Annotated in this window: 19 protein-coding genes; 8 read left to right on the forward strand and 11 right to left on the reverse strand. The window is 40.0% G+C overall.

Annotated features, from left to right (window positions below; translation table 11 throughout):
• Positions 1–234: 234 nt before the first annotated feature.
• Together BK009_RS01800 and BK009_RS01805 are read left to right on the forward strand one after the other, a co-directional pair.
• Entirely contained in the window at positions 235–516 is a 282-nt protein-coding gene (locus BK009_RS01800) for a PRC-barrel domain-containing protein (RefSeq protein ID WP_100908851.1), read from the forward strand.
• A 73-nt stretch (positions 517–589) separates the two neighbouring features.
• The gene (locus tag BK009_RS01805) at positions 590–928 is read left to right on the forward strand and encodes a DUF2098 domain-containing protein (protein WP_100906585.1); all 339 of its coding nucleotides are present in this window, start codon (positions 590–592) and stop codon (positions 926–928) included.
• Positions 929–1,093: 165 nt separating this feature from the next.
• Here the strand turns inward: BK009_RS01805 and BK009_RS01810 are convergent, their stop codons facing one another.
• Both BK009_RS01810 and BK009_RS01815 read right to left on the reverse strand, forming a co-directional pair.
• On the reverse strand, positions 1,094–1,570 hold the full coding sequence (locus BK009_RS01810; protein WP_157809680.1) for a hypothetical protein: 477 nt from the start codon (positions 1,568–1,570) through the stop codon (positions 1,094–1,096).
• 146 nt (positions 1,571–1,716) lie between these two features.
• Positions 1,717–3,348 (reverse strand): B12-binding domain-containing radical SAM protein, encoded by a 1,632-nt coding sequence (locus BK009_RS01815; RefSeq protein ID WP_100908853.1) that lies wholly within the window; start codon positions 3,346–3,348, stop codon positions 1,717–1,719.
• A 515-nt stretch (positions 3,349–3,863) separates the two neighbouring features.
• On the opposite strand from BK009_RS01815, the gene BK009_RS01820 reads away from it, so the two are divergent.
• From BK009_RS01820 to BK009_RS01835, 5 genes are all read left to right on the forward strand, one after another.
• Positions 3,864–4,457, forward strand: a complete 594-nt coding sequence (locus tag BK009_RS01820; protein WP_100907609.1) for a TetR/AcrR family transcriptional regulator — start codon at positions 3,864–3,866, stop codon at positions 4,455–4,457.
• A 126-nt stretch (positions 4,458–4,583) separates the two neighbouring features.
• Positions 4,584–5,171, forward strand: coding sequence for a hypothetical protein (locus BK009_RS01825; protein ID WP_236951003.1), 588 nt, complete (start codon positions 4,584–4,586; stop codon positions 5,169–5,171).
• Entirely contained in the window at positions 5,083–5,376 is a 294-nt protein-coding gene (locus tag BK009_RS12600) for a 4Fe-4S dicluster domain-containing protein (protein ID WP_236951004.1), read from the forward strand. The genes BK009_RS01825 and BK009_RS12600 overlap by 89 nt, the downstream gene beginning before the upstream one ends.
• Before the next feature lie 112 nt (positions 5,377–5,488).
• The gene (locus tag BK009_RS01830) at positions 5,489–6,097 is read left to right on the forward strand and encodes a hypothetical protein (protein ID WP_100906580.1); all 609 of its coding nucleotides are present in this window, start codon (positions 5,489–5,491) and stop codon (positions 6,095–6,097) included.
• Between the two features lie 49 nt (positions 6,098–6,146).
• Positions 6,147–6,470, forward strand: coding sequence for a hypothetical protein (locus BK009_RS01835; protein WP_100906579.1), 324 nt, complete (start codon positions 6,147–6,149; stop codon positions 6,468–6,470).
• Positions 6,471–6,692: 222 nt separating this feature from the next.
• Here BK009_RS01835 and BK009_RS01840 read toward each other — a convergent pair whose 3' ends face one another.
• Positions 6,693–6,830: a ribbon-helix-helix protein, CopG family gene (locus BK009_RS01840; RefSeq protein WP_100906578.1), complete on the reverse strand. Its 138-nt coding sequence runs from the start codon at positions 6,828–6,830 to the stop codon at positions 6,693–6,695.
• 366 nt (positions 6,831–7,196) lie between these two features.
• Between BK009_RS01840 and BK009_RS01845 the strand changes: the two genes are divergently transcribed.
• Entirely contained in the window at positions 7,197–8,069 is an 873-nt protein-coding gene (locus tag BK009_RS01845; protein ID WP_100908854.1) for a 4Fe-4S binding protein, read from the forward strand.
• 69 nt (positions 8,070–8,138) lie between these two features.
• On the opposite strand, the gene BK009_RS01850 is transcribed toward BK009_RS01845, so the two are convergent.
• From BK009_RS01850 to BK009_RS01885, 8 genes are all read right to left on the reverse strand, one after another.
• Complete coding sequence (locus tag BK009_RS01850; RefSeq protein ID WP_100908855.1) at positions 8,139–10,295, reverse strand: response regulator; 2,157 nt, start codon at positions 10,293–10,295, stop codon at positions 8,139–8,141.
• Positions 10,296–10,484: 189 nt separating this feature from the next.
• On the reverse strand, positions 10,485–11,078 hold the full coding sequence (locus BK009_RS01855; protein ID WP_236951005.1) for a DUF2115 domain-containing protein: 594 nt from the start codon (positions 11,076–11,078) through the stop codon (positions 10,485–10,487).
• Between the two features lie 177 nt (positions 11,079–11,255).
• Positions 11,256–11,786 (reverse strand): DUF2115 domain-containing protein, encoded by a 531-nt coding sequence (locus BK009_RS01860; protein WP_100908856.1) that lies wholly within the window; start codon positions 11,784–11,786, stop codon positions 11,256–11,258.
• A gap of 99 nt (positions 11,787–11,885) precedes the next feature.
• Positions 11,886–13,967, reverse strand: a complete 2,082-nt coding sequence (locus BK009_RS01865; RefSeq protein ID WP_100908857.1) for a DEAD/DEAH box helicase — start codon at positions 13,965–13,967, stop codon at positions 11,886–11,888.
• A gap of 58 nt (positions 13,968–14,025) precedes the next feature.
• Positions 14,026–14,502, reverse strand: coding sequence for a cyclic pyranopterin monophosphate synthase MoaC (gene moaC, locus BK009_RS01870; protein WP_100909704.1), 477 nt, complete (start codon positions 14,500–14,502; stop codon positions 14,026–14,028).
• 330 nt (positions 14,503–14,832) lie between these two features.
• The gene (locus BK009_RS01875; protein WP_100908858.1) at positions 14,833–15,894 is read right to left on the reverse strand and encodes a glycosyltransferase; all 1,062 of its coding nucleotides are present in this window, start codon (positions 15,892–15,894) and stop codon (positions 14,833–14,835) included.
• Between the two features lie 200 nt (positions 15,895–16,094).
• Positions 16,095–17,279, reverse strand: a complete 1,185-nt coding sequence (gene cbiD / locus BK009_RS01880; RefSeq protein ID WP_100908859.1) for a cobalt-precorrin-5B (C(1))-methyltransferase CbiD — start codon at positions 17,277–17,279, stop codon at positions 16,095–16,097.
• 22 nt (positions 17,280–17,301) lie between these two features.
• Positions 17,302–17,562, reverse strand: a complete 261-nt coding sequence (locus BK009_RS01885; protein ID WP_100906571.1) for an MJ0307 family thioredoxin — start codon at positions 17,560–17,562, stop codon at positions 17,302–17,304.
• Positions 17,563–17,699: the final 137 nt, after the last annotated feature.

The following is a 17,699-nucleotide window of genomic DNA, read 5'->3' on the forward strand; positions in this document are numbered from 1 at the left end:
ATAAAATTTTATTTCTACTAATTAATGATTTAGACAATTCTGGCAAATACACACTTGATTATTATTTGGTTTTAAAACAGTATAAATGACTGGGGGAGATGCCTAATAAATATATTGACATAGGGGAGTTATTAGCCTTTTTAAATCCATCCAGAAAATTAAGGGGATATGGAGGCTCGTTAAATGGACAATAATTTATATACATCAAAAAACAGAGTATAAACTGGTGTTTAAATGAAAGTAAGTGACTTTTTCGGGCGAAGAGTTTTGGATAAAAAGGCCAATGAAATAGGTAAAATTGCAGACATGGTCATAAAACCAAAAGAGGGCATTATAACCAGCATGATCATATCAACCAGTGATTTCGGACTCACCCGGAAAGATCTGGAAATCGTAACTGCAGACATAGAAGAAGTTGGGGATTACGTACTTTTAAATATTGAAAAGGAAGAACTGAAAGCAAGGGCAGAATCCGGTCAGAAGAAAGAGAAATTACGACTGGACATTAAAAAATAATATCATTTATCCATCAAATACTTAAAAAAATACTATAAATGATTTCATTTACCAGTAAATTGGGGGTGAGAATGTGGAAGCTGCAAACAAACGGAATAAAGAGATTTTCATAGGTTCTCATGTGAGATACAGTGGTACTGGCAGTGCCGGGGAAGTTTTAGGTCTTAAAAGTGATGAAGATGGAATTTGGGTGAAGGTAGACACCACCCAGTTATGGTACAATAGCCGCTACCTGGAACTCATGGATGAAAAAGAATACAATAGGCTTAAAAAACGAGAATCCAAAAGAAAAACAAAAGTATCCAGTGAAAAAACGGATGAAAAGGAATCCACTAAGAAAAAAGTGGATAAACTTAAACAGAACCTGGAAGACATTGACATGAGCTCTGAACTATGTGATGGTGGAGGTTAAAAATCCGCCTCAAATCTCTTTTTTTAGGATATTACTCGGTAAAATATTTTTAATTTCTTAATGAAAGATCACCAGATTCCTTTTTTTGAATAGGTAGAATCCTTTTTTGGAAATCATTAGGTACTAATTCTTTAATCCTTTGAAAATCTATTATATTTACTCTAACTACTTCAAATTCTGGATGCACTCCTGGAATGATTCCTCCACCAGTGATTTATCTACATTAAGACCATCCAGAACATTGGTGTGGTAAGATTCCCCCTGAATTGACTGGTGAACCGGGTCGCACACAGTTTGATTATTAGCCGGAATATGTACCGGGTCACAAATAATGGGTTCGGTCATCATTTTATAGAAAACATAAACAATAATTAAAGATGTTATCCCGGAGATAAGGGCAATAACTATTTTTATTTTCTCATTGGCTATGTAACAATCAATAACACAGCTTAATAAGTAGCTTAAAACTAGACCGATTACAATGGAAAGGAAAATACTTATTAAAAAGACAAGGGCATCAACTGTTAGGGATAATGAGAGAGAATCAAGATAAATGATATTATCAATCAGCAGAGTGGTAAGTGCGATGCAGGGAATGGCTAACACTAAAAATAGGGTTACCTTGTATTTTAGGGGATACAAAAATTCTTTAATACTCACCATGAAATTATTTCTTATTTTTTCTGATATTTATTTTTTTATAATATCTGTGGGGGGTTATTCACAGGTTTAGGATAGGTAAACTGTATTTGAAGTTGTTGGTTTTTAGCAAATAACGATTTCATTAATTATATCCTGAAAATCCTGCCCAGAGTAGTTGAGTTTTGAAAATAATCACCCACTCCCTTTTCCTGGAATTTCTTTTCCACCACCTGAAACCTCCCCATTTTCTCACCCAATTTAGATGCCCTCTCAGCGTAATTTCCATAAAAAACGTCCATTTCATGTGATAAATGGTTTAATTTTTCTTTAATCTCTGATTCACTCACAAAACTGTAGATCTGGATTAATGATTCCAATGTAAAGGTGTTTACCTTGGATATGAGCCTTTCTGTTTCATCCTTTAAATTTCCTGATTTTTTCCCGGGATAGAAATGTTGCAGTAGCTGTGAACGGTAGGATAGGGCGATTAGCTTATGGGATAACTCTGGATAAAGGGAATTCTCCCGGTAAAAGGTGAGACTGTTAAGACGGAACAATTTTTCCACGGCATTATCCTGAATTCTGTAATCCCAGTGTGGCCAATTGCCCTTTAAAAGTCCTTTTCGTTTAACCAGCTTCTCCAGAGGAGAACCGGCTACAATTTCCGCTCTTCCAAAATCAAAGGCCAAATTCTTATTCTTATTCATGCAGTAGATGTTCTCATTTATCTCTTTAAGAGTGGCCCGGGGGTGGAACATCAGTAGGTTAAAGGTAACACCCATATCAAAATTTTCCAGGAGTTCTATGGAGCTATTAATCTCTTCCACACTGGAAGACCGGACCAGTGCTTTCAATCCAGTCTCACTAGCATTTTCAACTCCTAAAAAAACACCCACAGTTCCCATTTCTTCTAAAAGAACTAATATATCTTCATCAACACCATCTTGTCTGGTTTTAATGAGAAGTGCAATATCTGCCAGTTCAACTTTTTCTTTTAACAATGATTTTTTCAAACTATTCAAACGGGCGTAGGATGATTCTTTGGTAGGTAGGAGGAAATTATCATCGTGAAACTGGAATAACCTCACCTTCTGATCATGGTAAAGTTTTCCCATTTCCTGGGCAACATTCTCTGGAGATCTTAATGCGTAGGGAAGTTCTGTTTTTTGTTTGTGGAATGCCCCTATGCAGCAGTAAATACACTTGGAATGAAAACATCCTCTGCTGGTGACCAGGGTGGCAAACCGCTCACCCAACCTGGTATGTGGTTTTTTATTCCGAAGAGGGAATTTCAGACGGTTTAAATCAGGGAATTCTGTGATTAAATGATTTTGCATCAGCCCATCTTTTTTTGACTTATAAACCAGGTTAGGAACACTGGATAGGTTTTCATTATTTACCAGAACATCTATGAGGCTAGAAATTGGGGCTTCCCCTTCAAAACGAATAACAGAATCAACAGTTTTATAGTCCAGTATTTTCTCAAATTCAAAGGTGGGGAAGTGCCCTCCCACAGTTACGTGGACATGGGGGTTTGTTTCTTTTATTTTATGTATTAATTCCAGGAAAATGGGAGCTAGGGACTGGAAGGCCATTGAAACCGCTACCATATCTGGATGGAATGATCTTAGTTCTTTTAGAACTCCTGAAAATTCATTCTGATTGGAACATGGAACAATTCTAACGGTGTGTCCGTTTTCCTGGAGTTGGGCTCCCAGGTACCTGATGGCCAGGTTTTCTTCATCTTCTGCACCCACCAACAAGACTTTTCCTTTCATATGAATCCAAGTTTTATGGAATATTATGTAATTTTAGTTTAAATCCCTATTTTTATGGTAATAGTATAGTACTACACGCAGATAATGGTACCTAAAAACAAGGGGTTGATGTTATGACTGTTATGGGGGTTAATGAGAAATAGTACTGGATGCTGGAATTTTTAGGATCCAGGGCTTTCTGGGTATTTCAGGTTTCACCACCAGTGACCAATGGTAGTTTTTCCTCATTCTATAATTTTAATTTACTGGAATTTTTCACCTACAAGTACCCGAGCAAATCATAGTGGTATTGGCTCTTTAAGAGCGGTTTCAGGGCTTATAAATGGGAATACTTTGTATTGTGCGGATAATTTAAGTATAATTTAATATTAATTGGATTGAGATAATTTTAATTCATTATGTTCCATTTTTTCATTATTTTTAATTCCTTAACCAAAGATTTTCTAGGGGTATGTTTATATCGCATGACTCCAATAAAAAATTACAAACCGACGGTCGGTTTGCAGGTGGTTATGATGGTTCCCAGAAAACCCCGTGAAGAAAGAATAAATGAAATAATAAAAGCAGCAATTGAAGTTTTCCTGGAAAAAGGCTACGAAAACACTACAATGGAGGCCATTGCCCAGAAAGCAGGGGTAAGTAAAGGTGGACTTTACCATTACTTCCCCAGCAAAGACATGGTACTGGTATTTGCCAATGAAAAAATAAGTGAAAAAGTTACGGGAATAATGGAGAGTGCCCAGAAATGTTCATCAATGCGGGAAGGAATCATGCACTACATTAAAAGCTATATTCGTTACTGGCTTGAAAATCCCAAAGAAACTGCATTTTTATTCCTTTCAATTGCCAAGATTCTGGAAAAACCGGAACTTTTAAAGTACTACCAGCAGTACACTGTGGATTATGTTGCATTTCTGGAAGGTGCCTTCACCATGGGAGTTCAGCAGGGGGAATTCAAAGAACACGATGTAAGGACCAGTGCCATAACCCTGATGGCAGCACTGGACGGTATCTTGAGTTACATGATCTTTGATGAGGTTCTGCAACTGGAAGAAGTTCTTCAAAATTTTGAGGAAAAATTCATCAAATCCATTGAAATAGTAAAATAAATTTATAATAACATTATTTTATTCAAACAATAAATTTAAACAAATAATGGTAGAAATGCCAGTGGGTAACATTAATTTAAAATCCTCTGATAATTAAAGAAAGCAGTGAATAGTGGGAGGTGTTCTATGGTTAAAGATGTAATTGATTTTTATTATTTCTCTGGAACTGGAAACACCCTTTTAGTGGTAAAAAAGATGAAAGATATCTTCACGGAAAACGGGGTTCCGGTTAATCTGCACAAAATTGAAAAATCAAAACCGGAAGATGTGAATTTAAACCATACCCTCGGCCTGGGATTTCCCATAGCAGAATTATCCACCTACAATTTCGTATGGAAATTCATCAGGGCACTGCCTGAAACTGACCAGGACACCGAGATCTTCATGGTGGACACACTGGCCGGATTTTCCGGTGGTATTGTGGGGCCAGTGCATGAAATAGTGAGAAAGAAGGGATACAATCCCATAGGGGTTGAAGAAATTGTAATGCCTCCCAACATCTTTTATATTCAGGATGGGAAGACCTGTAATGAAAAGGTTCAAAGAGGGATGATGAAGGCTGAAAGATATGCTCTGGACATTGTCTCTGGAAGATCTAAATGGGGGAGAGTACCGTTGATTTCAGATGCAGTTTACTATTACATCCCTTGCCGGTTTAAAGGTCACAAAATCCAATCTCAATCAGAAACTCCTACGTCTGGAGACCAATCATGAAGAATGCCGCCGGTGTGGTATATGTGTGAAACTATGTCCAGTGAACAACATAACCCTGTCTGAAGATAAGTATCCTGTGCATGGTTTTAACTGTGAGTACTGTTTAAGATGCACCTCCCTCTGTCCCCGTGGTGCAGTTTCCTGCCCCATAAACTACAAAGGAAAAACATATCGGGCAGTTAAAGCCAGAGAATTTCTGGAATGAAACTAACTTAAAAAAGAATTACAATTTAAAAAATACTAAAAATAATTATTTCAAAATATTTAAAATAAATCCATAATCAAAATTAGAGTGTTATTAAACTAGAGGGATGGTTATGGTAAGTTTAGATGAAAAAAATATAGACGTGGAAAAACTGGCCAGGAAGGCATTGAATAGCCAAGATCTATTCCAGGAACTGAAAGAAGGAGTCCGATCTAAAGATAACACTACCCGTCAAAACAGTTTTAAAGCCGTGCAAGTTATAGCTCAAGAAGATCCAGACTTTCTCTATAAAGAATGGGACTACTTTCAGGAAATGCTTAAAAGCCCCAACAACTACCATAAATACATAGCCATATACATATTAGCCAGTTTAACCCGCGTAGATATGGATACTAAATTTGAAAGGATATTTAATGATTATTACGGAGTGCTGGCTGGTGATAAGGCTATGACTGCATCCCACGTGGCTTTAAATTCAAGTATCATTGCACATAACAAACCAGATCTCAGGTCCCGGATTGTGGATATATTAATGAGTATTGATGACATCCACCAGGGTAACCAAAAGGAACTAATTAAAGCCTACGCCATTGAGGCCCTGGGGAAAATCTACTTGGAAGCAGATGATAAGCAACTCATTGAAAATTTTATAAAATCTCAGCTGGATAGTAAAAGTCCCAAGACCCGCAAGATGGCCCAGTGTTTTCTGGAGCAGTGTTAAAAGATATATTAATATACTATGAACCCTCACAATTGATTAAGGGATAAACATGGTTGATATTAGCAAGGTTACCGGGTCCCATCACTTCCCTCAGAGGAAGAATAAATTCAAAGAAATGGTGGGTAAGATATGTTCCAGTGGTGCATCCAATAAGTCCAGTAAGGAATCAAAGGGAGCACTACTAACATCCTCTATACAAACTAGAGAATCAACCAACTGGTTATCTAAAAATCCTAAACGCTGGAATAATTTTCAGAAACAATACCAGAATGAATTTGATGAGAAAATCAAACTCATGGGTGAGATTAGGGGTAAGAAAAAAGATAATGAAGTAATTCAATCCTTATTCTCTTTTGAAGATTCTGATTTTTAAACTTAAGAACGATGGGTAGTAAATGAATAAAATCCTAATTCTATACTCTCTGCAACTGCCTAATTTTAAGTCGTCTAAAAATCATATATATTTTTATAGATACTCTTTCAACGGGTAAGGCTGAAAAATTAGTTAATTAACTTATTTATTAGCTAACTTAGTGTATTGTTTATGAAATTCAACTAGTTGGCACTCAGCGGAATAAAAACTAACCAAAAAGTATTACTTTTTCTCCAGTCCATTTACGATCAATCTGCGTATAATGTATGATCTGGACCGGTCCTCCTTCTTGGCTATCCCATCAATTCTTTCAATGTACTCCTGCTCCAGGCGGATGTACACACTCTTCTTTTTTGTCATGTATAACATTACGATTCAATACGAATATATACTTTACTGATAAATGGAGTTCTCTGTTGATTTAAGTTCTATCATTTGGAAATGTGGTTCTAATTAAAAAAAGATTAAAAAAGGGATAAAACATTAAATACCGTCTATGGTTGGAATGATGCATTAAAGAATTTTGTCAAATAATCCCCAGATTACAAAAGGTTTTCTGGGATTATAAAAGATTTCCTGGGATTACTTAAGATATCCTTAAAAGATATTTGGGGGATGAATTAAGATATCCTAAAGATTGTAAAAGATTTTGGGAATTGCTAACTAAAGATTACAAAGATTTTAAAGACTGGGTTTGATAATCTTTATATCAATGGAGAATGTCTAATGAGAAAAATCAGATTTTCAGATCTTAGTGTGAGGGTTATTAATATAACCTTCAACACCCGTTTTGTTTTGGCTCGGGCCTGTCAGAAACTCCCTCCCTTGGAATGGATGATAGATAAAATGTTCTTTGAGGGTGATGATATACAGGTACTTCCCCGGGATGCTGCAATCAAAAACCACCAATCAGGAGATGTGATGGAACTGGAAGTAAATGCCATAGTTCCCACATATAATGAAAATACACTAGTCCCTAGTCAGGTATTGAAGGAGATGATCAAAAGGTCAAAATACCATTTTATCATGGATAACTGCATCTGCCGCACTTCCAACAACTGCCAGGATTACCCCCATGATCTGGGATGTTTATTTTTAGGGAAAGGATCCCAGAGAATATCATCCAAACTGGGAAGAACAGTTTCAGCTTCTGAGGCAATTCAACACGTAGAAAGGGGTCAAAAAGCAGGTCTGGTGCCAATCATTGGCAGGAACAAGATAGACAGTGTTTGGTTAAGCACAGGCCCGAAAGAGGAATTACTCTCAATCTGTCACTGTTGCCAGTGTTGCTGTCTGTGGAAAATGACCCCCAACCTCCCGGAGGATATGAGCAGTAGTTTCTCCCCAATGGAAGGAGTTGAAATAAACTTCAACCCGGAACTCTGCAATGGATGTGGAATATGTGCCCATGAAACCTGTTTTGTGGATGCAATTACAATAATAAATGGAAAAGTAAAAAGAAACCAGAATGATTGCAGAATCTGTGGGCGGTGTGTTGAAATATGTCCAAGGGGGGCCTTAAATATTGTAATGCATGATGATGCAATTAAGAATTCATTGAAAAGAGTGGAACACTTGGTTGATGTTGAACAGGAATGAATGGGAAAATCTTTAAAGTTAAATTATTAGCTACATATTTTCAGAGGATCATATCTCTTTTTTATAATTTTATTCCCCAGTGTGCTTGGTTTTAGCCCATCTCCTCTCCTTACGTGTCAACATGTGAACGAAGGCTGCAAAGAAGAGGGGTATAAGATAAAGGCAGTAAGCCCAGTACTCCACACCTCTGATGAGAGATCTTAAAATACCCACCTTATCCCTCCGCATTCCCAGAAGAACTCCTGGAAAGAAAGCCGCTGTTGATATCAATCCAATAATAACTGGTGCTTCCATTGAAAACCTTATCACATTTCCCAGGTTTAAAATAGCCACAATATAACCGAGCATCACAAAAACGGTGAACAGGAGAAAAACCAGGTACTGTATGGAATCAATCTTCTTGTAAAGTGGTATTTTAGCATCAATTATAGGGGCCAGATACACGAATAAGGTCTCCAGATTACCAGTAGCCCAACGAACCCTCTGCCGGAAAAAAGCCTTCCATTCAGGCACTGCTTCCTGCCAGACCACTGCCTCGGGGCAGTAACGTATTTTATTTCCATCCAGCATCAGCTTAATGCTCATATTCAGATCTTCGGTAACTGCAAAACCATCCCAACCCTCAATATCTTCCACGAATTTTTTCCGGGTTAACTGACCATTACCTCCCAGGAAACCGGATTTCCCCATGATATCCCGTGCTCTGAGTATTACGTTGCCAAAAATTGAGAACTCAACCTCCTGCATCTTGGTAAGCAGGTTCCGGTCGGCATTGTACATACGCACCCTAGCTTGAACCCCAGCTACATCATCATCGTCCAAGTAAGGGATGATTTTATTTAAAAAATCAGATTCTATACGGGCATCCGCATCAAAAACAGCGATAACATCCCCCTGACATACCCTAACCCCATCGTTAAGAACATATCCCTTACCTTTACCGGCTCGTGGTGGTTTACGGGTGACAATACGCAGGTAATTAAATTCACCCTTTAAATTACCAAGAACTTCCCTGGTTTTATCGGTGGAACCATCGTTAATTACTATGATCTCATAATTACGCTTTCCATCTTTATAATAATCTAACTCCGCCAGGGAACGAACACAACGCCCGATGGTGAGCTCTTCATTGTGTGCAGGGATAAGAATGCTGATAAAGGGTAGTTCCGTCCCTCCGGGGGGTGAAGGTTTCTTTAAACTCACGGCGATAATGAATAAGTTGTAAAATGCCGGTATGAATAGGAGGTACATAAGCCAGGTCATACTTCTGGTGGCCAGACTGTAAACAATCAATGAAATGATAATGGCACTGATGAAGAACACTGCGGTCTTTTCAATAACCATTTCCCCTTCCTTAACAGTGATCTTATGGTCTATCTCTTCTATCCTCTGAGTTTCTGATTGGTGTTGTTGAAGGGCGGTTTCTAGGGTGATGTAAAGTTCATCAATCTGGTAAGGTTTGGGCAGGTAACCAAAGGGGGATGTTTTAAGAGCTCTTTCTATAGTAACATCATCGGTGTAGGCACTGAGGTAAACCACTGGGATGTCCAGGTCATGGATATGTTCGGCAACATTGATGCCGTCCAGTTCTCCACTCAAGACGATGTCCATAAGTATCAGATCCGGACGGAATAATTCTGCCTTTTTTATAGCATCCTGGCCATTGGCCACAGTATCCACTACCAGGTAACCCATATCCTCCAGCTGGGCCGCAAGATCCATGGCAGTGATGATCTCATCTTCCACAATCAATATCTTGGGACGTTCTTCCCATGGGACCTCATCCTCATAACTGGTTAGAGGTACACCGTCACCCAGACCTTTATAACGGATTGATTCAACTTTATCACGGTATTCATGATGTTTTTGGAGGGTGGTTTCCAGGGTTAACTGCAGTTCTTTATCTGGGTAGGGTTTGATAATGTAACCATAAGGGCTGGTGGATTTAGCCCTCTGCAATGTCACCTCATCAGAATAAGCAGTTAAAAAGACCACCGGGATGTCGAGGGAGCTTATTTTCCGCGCAGCTTGGATTCCATCCATTTCACCCTGAAGCACGATATCCATGAGCACCACATCGGGCCGAAATTCTGCTGCAGCGTCAATTGCCTCTTCACCACTGGCCGCAATTGCCGGAACTATAAACCCAGCATTCACCAGTTTATCCTTAAGATCCAAGGCAGTTACCATTTCATCTTCCACGATGAGTACTGATGCTGGCTTCATATCCCTTTTCTCCACAAAATAATTATCAGGTATTGACTGTAAATGGGATATTTACGGGAAAGATTACAGTAGATATGTAAATTTAATATAATCTTTCCAATAAACTTCTAAATCCTTTTTTTTGTTATTTAGTTGTTATTAATTTTATTAAAATAAGAATAAAAATATTTTGATTAATTTGGGGTTTAATCAATCTACACTCTTATCCTGGACTGATACACAGAATCTGCACAGTGCACTGGGGGTTTCTTTTTGTTTATCCTTAACCGGGCAGAGATAAACACCACCTACCAGTCGCAGGGTGAAACCACCAGGGAACCGGGTTCCCATAGGGTGTATGGATTCTTCCCTTACAAATGCAGTGTAGGCAGAAACCAAACGGGCTATGAGGTGGAAACATCGCTCATCATCAGTGCTTGAGTTTAGGGCCTGTTCGTCCTGAACTTCTAAAAATTCACTAAGTTTAGTCGGGTTCACCTCTCCCTGATAAGAGGATTGGTCATCCTTTATATCCTTGATCCGGGTGAAAAATGCCCTGGTGAACCTGGCAATATATTCATCCCTTTCACGGGGTGGCATGAAAGTGGCATCTTCCCTGAGGAAGTGGGAGGCCTTCATTATATCCTGTATATAGATGGATCTGGCTTCCTTTTTCAGTACTTTCAATAGATCATTTTTACTCAGGGCCTGGTTTAAATCAATTTCATCCAGTTTCTTCACCATATTTAGCTTCCCAAATGGTTTTTTTTTAATCATTACCAATGTTTTTTTAATCAAATTCATAAATTTTATCCCTTACATTTAATCCTTAAATTACAACCATTAGGTTAAATTCTTAATCATTAAGTTAAAGCCTTCATTATTGGGCTAAGTCTTAATCACATCTGTATTTGATTAATTGGCATGTGGGGTTTAAAATTTTGTCTGTAATCTAAAAATAAAAAAAAATTCCTGGAAAAATTACATATCTGGTTCCTGCTCTGCAATGCAAAATCCACAAACTGCCAGTGGGTTGTTCTCGTTATTCTTTTTTACTGGGCAGTAATAGATATCATTATCTTTGCGTACCTTCAAACCACCAGGGAATGGTGTACCCATCGGATGGATTGGTTCTTCCAGTATGAATGTGGTATAAATGGACATGATCAGATAGGGCTTAAATGATCGGTTATTTTCACCAAACTCTGTTTCCATTATTTTTTCCTGTTTTTCCAGGAGCTGGATGGATTCTTCCAGCTCAACAAGATCAACATGTCCGGTGTAGGATGTTTTATCATTTTTAACATCTCGGTAACCCTTTAAATACCCTTCGGTGTACATTTTAATGTACTCTTCCTTGTAATGGGGGTTTACATGTTCCATATTCTTCTTGAGGAAGCTGCAGGTTTTGATGAAATCATGGATATGCACATGATTGGCTTCACCCTTCAACGCCTTCAGGAGATCATTTTTTGAAATTTCCCGGGAAAAATCCAGTTCTTTGATAATCATGTTCCCAATTACTTTATTTTCATTCTCCAGCTCAACGGGTTACCTTAATCAAAGCCACTTTATATCAGTAATCTCCTTAAATAGAATATTCCATGGGGGTTAATCATGCGAATGATACTTTTTAAGTATACTCTCCGCAGTTTTAGGCCCTATACCTTCAATCCGTAGTAGTTCCTCTCGGGAAACGTAACGAAGGTCTGTTCCGAAGGCATCTACCAGTGCCCGTGCACGTCTGCGGCCCAGACGCTTGATTCCCACCACCAGTGGGAGTAACTCCTCCTTCACCCCGTAATAGAGTCTGGCGGTGAGGGTTTCCATGGAATCTAGTCCGCTATAGACACCCAGAACTTGGCATATTTCCCGGTGGAACTTCACCAGTCGGGATGCCTCATAGGCTGCTCTCCGGGTGGATGCCGCATAAACATTGAAGGCATTTTCAATCTCATACTCGCTCCGTTCATCCATCCATTCCATAAGGGTGGCAGCAGTGGCCTCATCGTTACCCACATCCACCACAAACAAACCTGCACGGTTGAGCCGATCCCGGACCGGGTCTCGGCTTTTACGGCCTTTAAAGGAGATGGGGATCAGATCAGGGGTGCGGCATATCTCATAGATTAAACGGGACATTTCCACTTCTCCACCAGAACGGGCAAATTCCTTAAGACGCACCGCAGTCTGCACTGCATAGTTACTTTTGGCAATTAACATGCCAAAGGCAGTGGCCCTCAGACCATCCGGAACTGCCTGGATCATTCCGTGTTCCATCAGAAAATCCAGTGCCTCCTTAACTTGAAACTGAATGGTATCCGAGGCAAATAAAGAAGAATACTCCGAGTGGGTCATCTGGAAACCAGAAAAAGTGTCTTTGAAAAATTCCAGGAGTTCATCCAGATTCCGAGCCATCCCAGCTGCCACCTGTGAAATGATCTGGCGGTAAACTGCATCCCGGTTTTCCAGTAACTTGGAGTTGGTGGCTTCAATCTCCCCGTAGATGTACTGATACTGGAGTTGTTCAGCTTCAGAGAGGGTTTTACCAATCAGGTAGGAGTAACCCTCCTTATCATACCCCGGACGCCCGGCACGGCCTGACATTTGCAGGTAATCGAACACCGGTATGGGTTGAGGTCCCTGACTGGTCCAGCGGGTGTAATCCCGGATAACCACGTTCTTAGAGGGGAGGTTCACCCCGTACATCAGGCTGGGGGTGGCGGTGATCATCAGAAGGTTCCCGGCACGGAACTCCTCCTCAATGATCTCCTTCTGACGATCAAATAGGCCTGCATGGTGGAAGGCCATCCCATTCTCCGCGCATTCTGCTAGTTTCAGGCACACTTCAGTGGGTAGGGATCCGCGTCTCTTGGGAACATCCAGGATCTTTTCAGCCACCCTTTTAAATGCCTTTTTCTTCTCCGCGGGCAGAGTCCTTTTTATTTTACCTGCCAGGTAGTTGGCCAGTGATTCAGTGAAACGGCGAGTGGAAACAAATACCAGGGCCTGGCTGGATTCCTCCATGGAATCCTTAAGAATTCGAAGTATAACATCATTCTTGTTTTTGATACCGAATTCTTCAGTGTTCAGAACTTCTTTAAAAAGGGGAACTGGCCGATAATCATGTTCCACCACCCGGGCACCCAGCCAGGTGGAAAGTTCCTCCATGTTCTGCAGGGTGGCCGATAGGGCGATTAACCTCATCCCGGGATGGAGCATACGGGAACGGGTGATGGCGCATTCAATGGTGGGGCCACGACTATACTCCCCGATCATATGGAATTCATCCACAATGAGGAGATCCACATCAGAAAGGGCGTTCAAGTTGAAACGGGTCAGTGCATCGTAGGATTCGAAGACCATCACTGCCAAATCCGATGAAGAGGGATGTTTACCCACCTTGATACCGTGTTCTTCGAATTTTTTAAATTCCTTAACCTTCTCATTCTGGATGGATAAAAGGGGAACTGCATAAACCACTTTACCCCCATCGAGGATTGTCCGGAGGGCGGCCATCACTCCCAGGAGGGTTTTACCACTGGCAGTGGGTATGGCAATGATGTAATTTTCCTTTTCATCCAGAAGCCCGGCATCTACCACTGCATTCTGGGCAGGGTTAAGCTCCTTAATCTGGGGGTAAGACTCCTTTATTATCTTCCTGATAGCTGGATCCACAGATTCAAGACTCATATTTCCTTCCTTTTCTTCGAACTTCTAATAAATTAAATTTTATATAATCCGTTGTTGATTATAATTCGATTTTTTCCTTGCGGATTACTTCAATATCAGTGATAGCGGTGGAAGGGTACTGTCCATTTTCATCCTTTTCCACACTCTTAACCATGTCCCAGATGGTCAAAAGACCCACACTGACCCCTGTGATGGCTTCCATTTCCACACCAGTCTTCCCGGTGCTGCTCACCTGCACTGTAACCTCAATAGATTCAGGGTTCACTTCAAATTCCACTTCCACCCCTCCGATGGGTATTGGATGGCATAGGGGTATCATCTGGGGAGTATTTTTAACAGCTTGGATGGCTGCTATTTGGGCAGTGGTGAGCACGTTACCCTTTTTAAGTTCTCCCTTTTCAATGAGATCAATGGTCTCTTTTTGCAGTTTTATTCTTCCCTGGGCAAGGGCGGTTCTTTTGATGATTGGCTTATCCCCTACTTCTACCATGTGCACCCCACTCTGGGTGAGGTGTGTGAATTCTTTTTCATCCATATCCATTCATCTCCATCTATTAGTGTGTTATCATGTATTTACAAAACCCTTTTAATTATTTTAAACGCCTAAGTTCTTCTAAAATCTCCAGATTTTAAACTCAGATAAACTATTAATTATTATTCTATTTTGATTCTAATTATTTCTTAGAGTATGATGGTTTGCTTTGTTTATTATAATGTTGGATAGAGCGAGTGATAAATAATAATTTAAATTGAAATAAAACTTGAAATTTCCATTATGATTTACTTTCAGAGTAAGTGTAATTGTTTCATCAAGAGTTAACTAACGAACGGTAATTAAATAGTTTAAAACCTTATAACTAGTGGATTAATAAGGTATCTTTACGGTACTGTATTTCATGGCATGTTCCCGGGCAGCAACTATCTTCTCTTCCAGTAATGTTTTGTTTTCTAGGATTTCATCCAACGCAGTTGCCATTTCCAGGGGATTTTCAGGTTCAACTACTCGTCCTACTTTATCATTTATTAAATCAGTGATTCCCCCTACACTGGTGGCCACCACTGGCAGACCACTGGCCATGGCCTCCAGGATAGTGATGGGAGACCCTTCAGACACACTGGGGAGAACAAAAACATCAGCAGATGGCATAATTTTCTCCACGTCACGACGGGCACCAACGAAAACCACGTCACTGATCTCTTCATTTTGAACTTTCATCTCCAGCTCCTGGCGGAGGGGACCATCACCCACCACTACCAGCTCTGCAGGGGTATTCATTAACATCTTAGCATCCAGGAGATATTTAACACCCTTCTGGAACACCAGATTTCCCACAAATAGTAGCACTGGCTTATCAGAACTCATCTCTATATCAGGGGGGAGTTCCTTATTCTGGGGGGTGAATTTTTCTACATCCACTGCATTGGGAGTTATGTAAATTTTATCCGGATTTATACCCAACTCCAACACTTTTTCCTGCAGTGTCTGGTTAACCACCAGCACATAATCAGCTCTTTTAAGGGTAAACTTGATTAGTCCCCTTAGAAGGGGATTTTTAGCCTGTATCATGAGATCGGATCCATGGGCGGTTACTGCAGTTTTTTTACCCATGATGGAACCCACACAAACTCCGATAAGCCCTGGGGGTAGTAGGAAGTGGGCGTGGATAAGGTCAATCTTTAAACGGTGTACCATGCCTATCAGTTTGAAAAAAGAGGATATGGAAAAGAATAAACCCCTTAAACCTTTAATGTTGGGTGCGGAGGCTGTTTCTACTTTAACTCCTCCAACATCCCTAATATCCTGGTGGGGATAGGTTAACACGTAAACTTCATCTCCTCGTTTTACCAGTTCCCTGGATAGAAGATAAGTGTGGGATGAAACACCTCCAATATGGGGGGGGTATTGTCCTAATATGCACACACGCATGATTTCACCATAAACTTTGAGTTGGAATGTAAATAAGACATTGAATTGACTATATAATCATTGAATCCACTAATAAAATAATATATTTCATATATTCCTTTTATAAAATGTGTTTTCGTAAATCTATAAATATCTAAAAATCTAAAAATCTAAAAATCTAAAAATCCGAAACATCTGAGTATCTGTTCTAATCATCGAAGTTAGGATTGATGATTAAGTAATTCAACCCGGTAATTACTGTTGAGTACAGTGCCATCCATCTTTAAAATAATCACTTCTGGCTTTAGATCAAACCTGTCCTGGCAACGTTCCTTGATGGAACTGGCTATGGAGTTGAAAACCATATCCACCATACCTTCTCTTTCCAGGATTTCAATCATGTCCTCGGTGGTGTTGGAGTTGAAAACTTCCTCCATTACTTTTTTATTCCCACCTCTTAGTCCGGTGTGGGTGGTTATTATCTCCCTGCGACCATCTGCCAGGCGATGCTCTGTCTGGAAGATACCTCCGGCTATTTTAACCAGTTTACCAGCATGGCCCATGATTATTAATTTGGATAAGTCACTTTTACTTGCTTCTTCCAGCATGTAACCCACCAGGTTACCCATTTGGATTATCTGGTCATCTTCCACATCCAGCAACTGACGGGCCAGTTTTTCTCCAATATTCCCGGGAACGAAAACCAGTTCCTGATATCCTTCGGCCAGTGCCACATCCAGCTGACATTTCTTGGCCTTCTGGAAACTTTCTGAATTCATGGAACGGGCAATTCCAGTGGTTCCCAGTATGGAAATGCCATCCACAATACCCAGACGGGGATTCATAGTCCTACGGGCAATTTTCCTACCCTGAGGTATGGTGATCAAGACTTGGGCACCTTTACCTGGTGGCAGTGCAGCCTCCAGGTTGGACTGGATCATCTTCCTTGGAACCGGGTTTATAGCTACTTCTCCCACTGGTAGTTGTAATCCTGGTTTGGTTATCCGGCCTACCCCTTCCCCACCAGTGATTATTATGCTTGGTTTATCTGTAAGATGAACCTCGGCATGCACTTCTAAATTGATGGTGACATCAGGGTCATGGTAAGGCATTTTAACAACTGAAGCCCTCCCAGAGTGGTCACTTATTTTATGAGAACTCTTAACTGAAATATCCAGACATCCCAGGGGTGTTTGGATATTAACCCCGGAAACTTTTTCCCCTTTTATGGATTGTAATGCGGCTAAAGCTGCGGCAGTGGCTGCACTTCCTGTGGTTATTCCATAATTGTCACTTTCAACTGGTAAAGAAACAGATGGGGGGGATGATTTATTGTTCTCCCTGCCAGGTTTAGAATTAGCATAAGATAAATTCTGGTCTTTTAAATTGGAATGATTTTCTTCCATGGTAATAAAAAAAAATAAGGGATTATTTATTCTTTTCTTCTTCTATGGCACTTGTCAGTTCTTCTTTAGATGGAGCGCCCACAAAACGCACAACTCCGTTTAAAGCAATAGCAGGCACGGCCATTAACCCATATTCAACTGCTTTTTCCCGATCAACCATGATGTCAATTTTTTCAACTTCCATAGTGCCAGGCATTTCTTTTTCAACTTCATTTACAACTTCAATAGCCATAGGACAGTAAGGACAGGAAGGAGATGTGAACACCTCAACTTTTACAACCATATTTTCACCTCATTTTTTAAAACTATGTTCGAAAGTAAATCTTATTGATTAGAATTCTATGATTATTTATTTAAATTCTTTTTTATGGAATCTTATTTTTATAAATTTCGAGATGGATTTTTTGAGGATTACACTTT

The organism is Methanobacterium subterraneum, assembly GCF_002813695.1.
Lineage (GTDB): Archaea > Methanobacteriota > Methanobacteria > Methanobacteriales > Methanobacteriaceae > Methanobacterium > Methanobacterium subterraneum.

Bases quoted from the DNA above. Each gene is read 5' to 3' on its own strand.
- BK009_RS01800 (WP_100908851.1), top strand. From the start codon at position 235: ATGAAAGTAAGTGACTTTTTCGGGCGAAGAGTTTTGGATAAAAAGGCC.
- BK009_RS01815 (WP_100908853.1), bottom strand. From the start codon at position 3,348: ATGAAAGGAAAAGTCTTGTTGGTGGGTGCAGAAGATGAAGAAAACCTG.
- BK009_RS01820 (WP_100907609.1), top strand. From the start codon at position 3,864: ATGGTTCCCAGAAAACCCCGTGAAGAAAGAATAAATGAAATAATAAAA.
- BK009_RS01825 (WP_236951003.1), top strand. From the start codon at position 4,584: ATGGTTAAAGATGTAATTGATTTTTATTATTTCTCTGGAACTGGAAAC.
- BK009_RS12600 (WP_236951004.1), top strand. From the start codon at position 5,083: ATGCAGTTTACTATTACATCCCTTGCCGGTTTAAAGGTCACAAAATCC.
- BK009_RS01830 (WP_100906580.1), top strand. From the start codon at position 5,489: ATGGTAAGTTTAGATGAAAAAAATATAGACGTGGAAAAACTGGCCAGG.
- BK009_RS01835 (WP_100906579.1), top strand. From the start codon at position 6,147: ATGGTTGATATTAGCAAGGTTACCGGGTCCCATCACTTCCCTCAGAGG.
- BK009_RS01840 (WP_100906578.1), bottom strand. From the start codon at position 6,830: ATGACAAAAAAGAAGAGTGTGTACATCCGCCTGGAGCAGGAGTACATT.
- BK009_RS01845 (WP_100908854.1), top strand. From the start codon at position 7,197: ATGAGAAAAATCAGATTTTCAGATCTTAGTGTGAGGGTTATTAATATA.
- BK009_RS01850 (WP_100908855.1), bottom strand. From the start codon at position 10,295: ATGAAGCCAGCATCAGTACTCATCGTGGAAGATGAAATGGTAACTGCC.
- BK009_RS01855 (WP_236951005.1), bottom strand. From the start codon at position 11,078: ATGAATTTGATTAAAAAAACATTGGTAATGATTAAAAAAAAACCATTT.
- BK009_RS01860 (WP_100908856.1), bottom strand. From the start codon at position 11,786: ATGATTATCAAAGAACTGGATTTTTCCCGGGAAATTTCAAAAAATGAT.
- BK009_RS01865 (WP_100908857.1), bottom strand. From the start codon at position 13,967: ATGAGTCTTGAATCTGTGGATCCAGCTATCAGGAAGATAATAAAGGAG.
- moaC (WP_100909704.1), bottom strand. From the start codon at position 14,502: ATGGATGAAAAAGAATTCACACACCTCACCCAGAGTGGGGTGCACATG.
- BK009_RS01875 (WP_100908858.1), bottom strand. From the start codon at position 15,894: ATGCGTGTGTGCATATTAGGACAATACCCCCCCCATATTGGAGGTGTT.
- cbiD (WP_100908859.1), bottom strand. From the start codon at position 17,279: ATGGAAGAAAATCATTCCAATTTAAAAGACCAGAATTTATCTTATGCT.
- BK009_RS01885 (WP_100906571.1), bottom strand. From the start codon at position 17,562: ATGGTTGTAAAAGTTGAGGTGTTCACATCTCCTTCCTGTCCTTACTGT.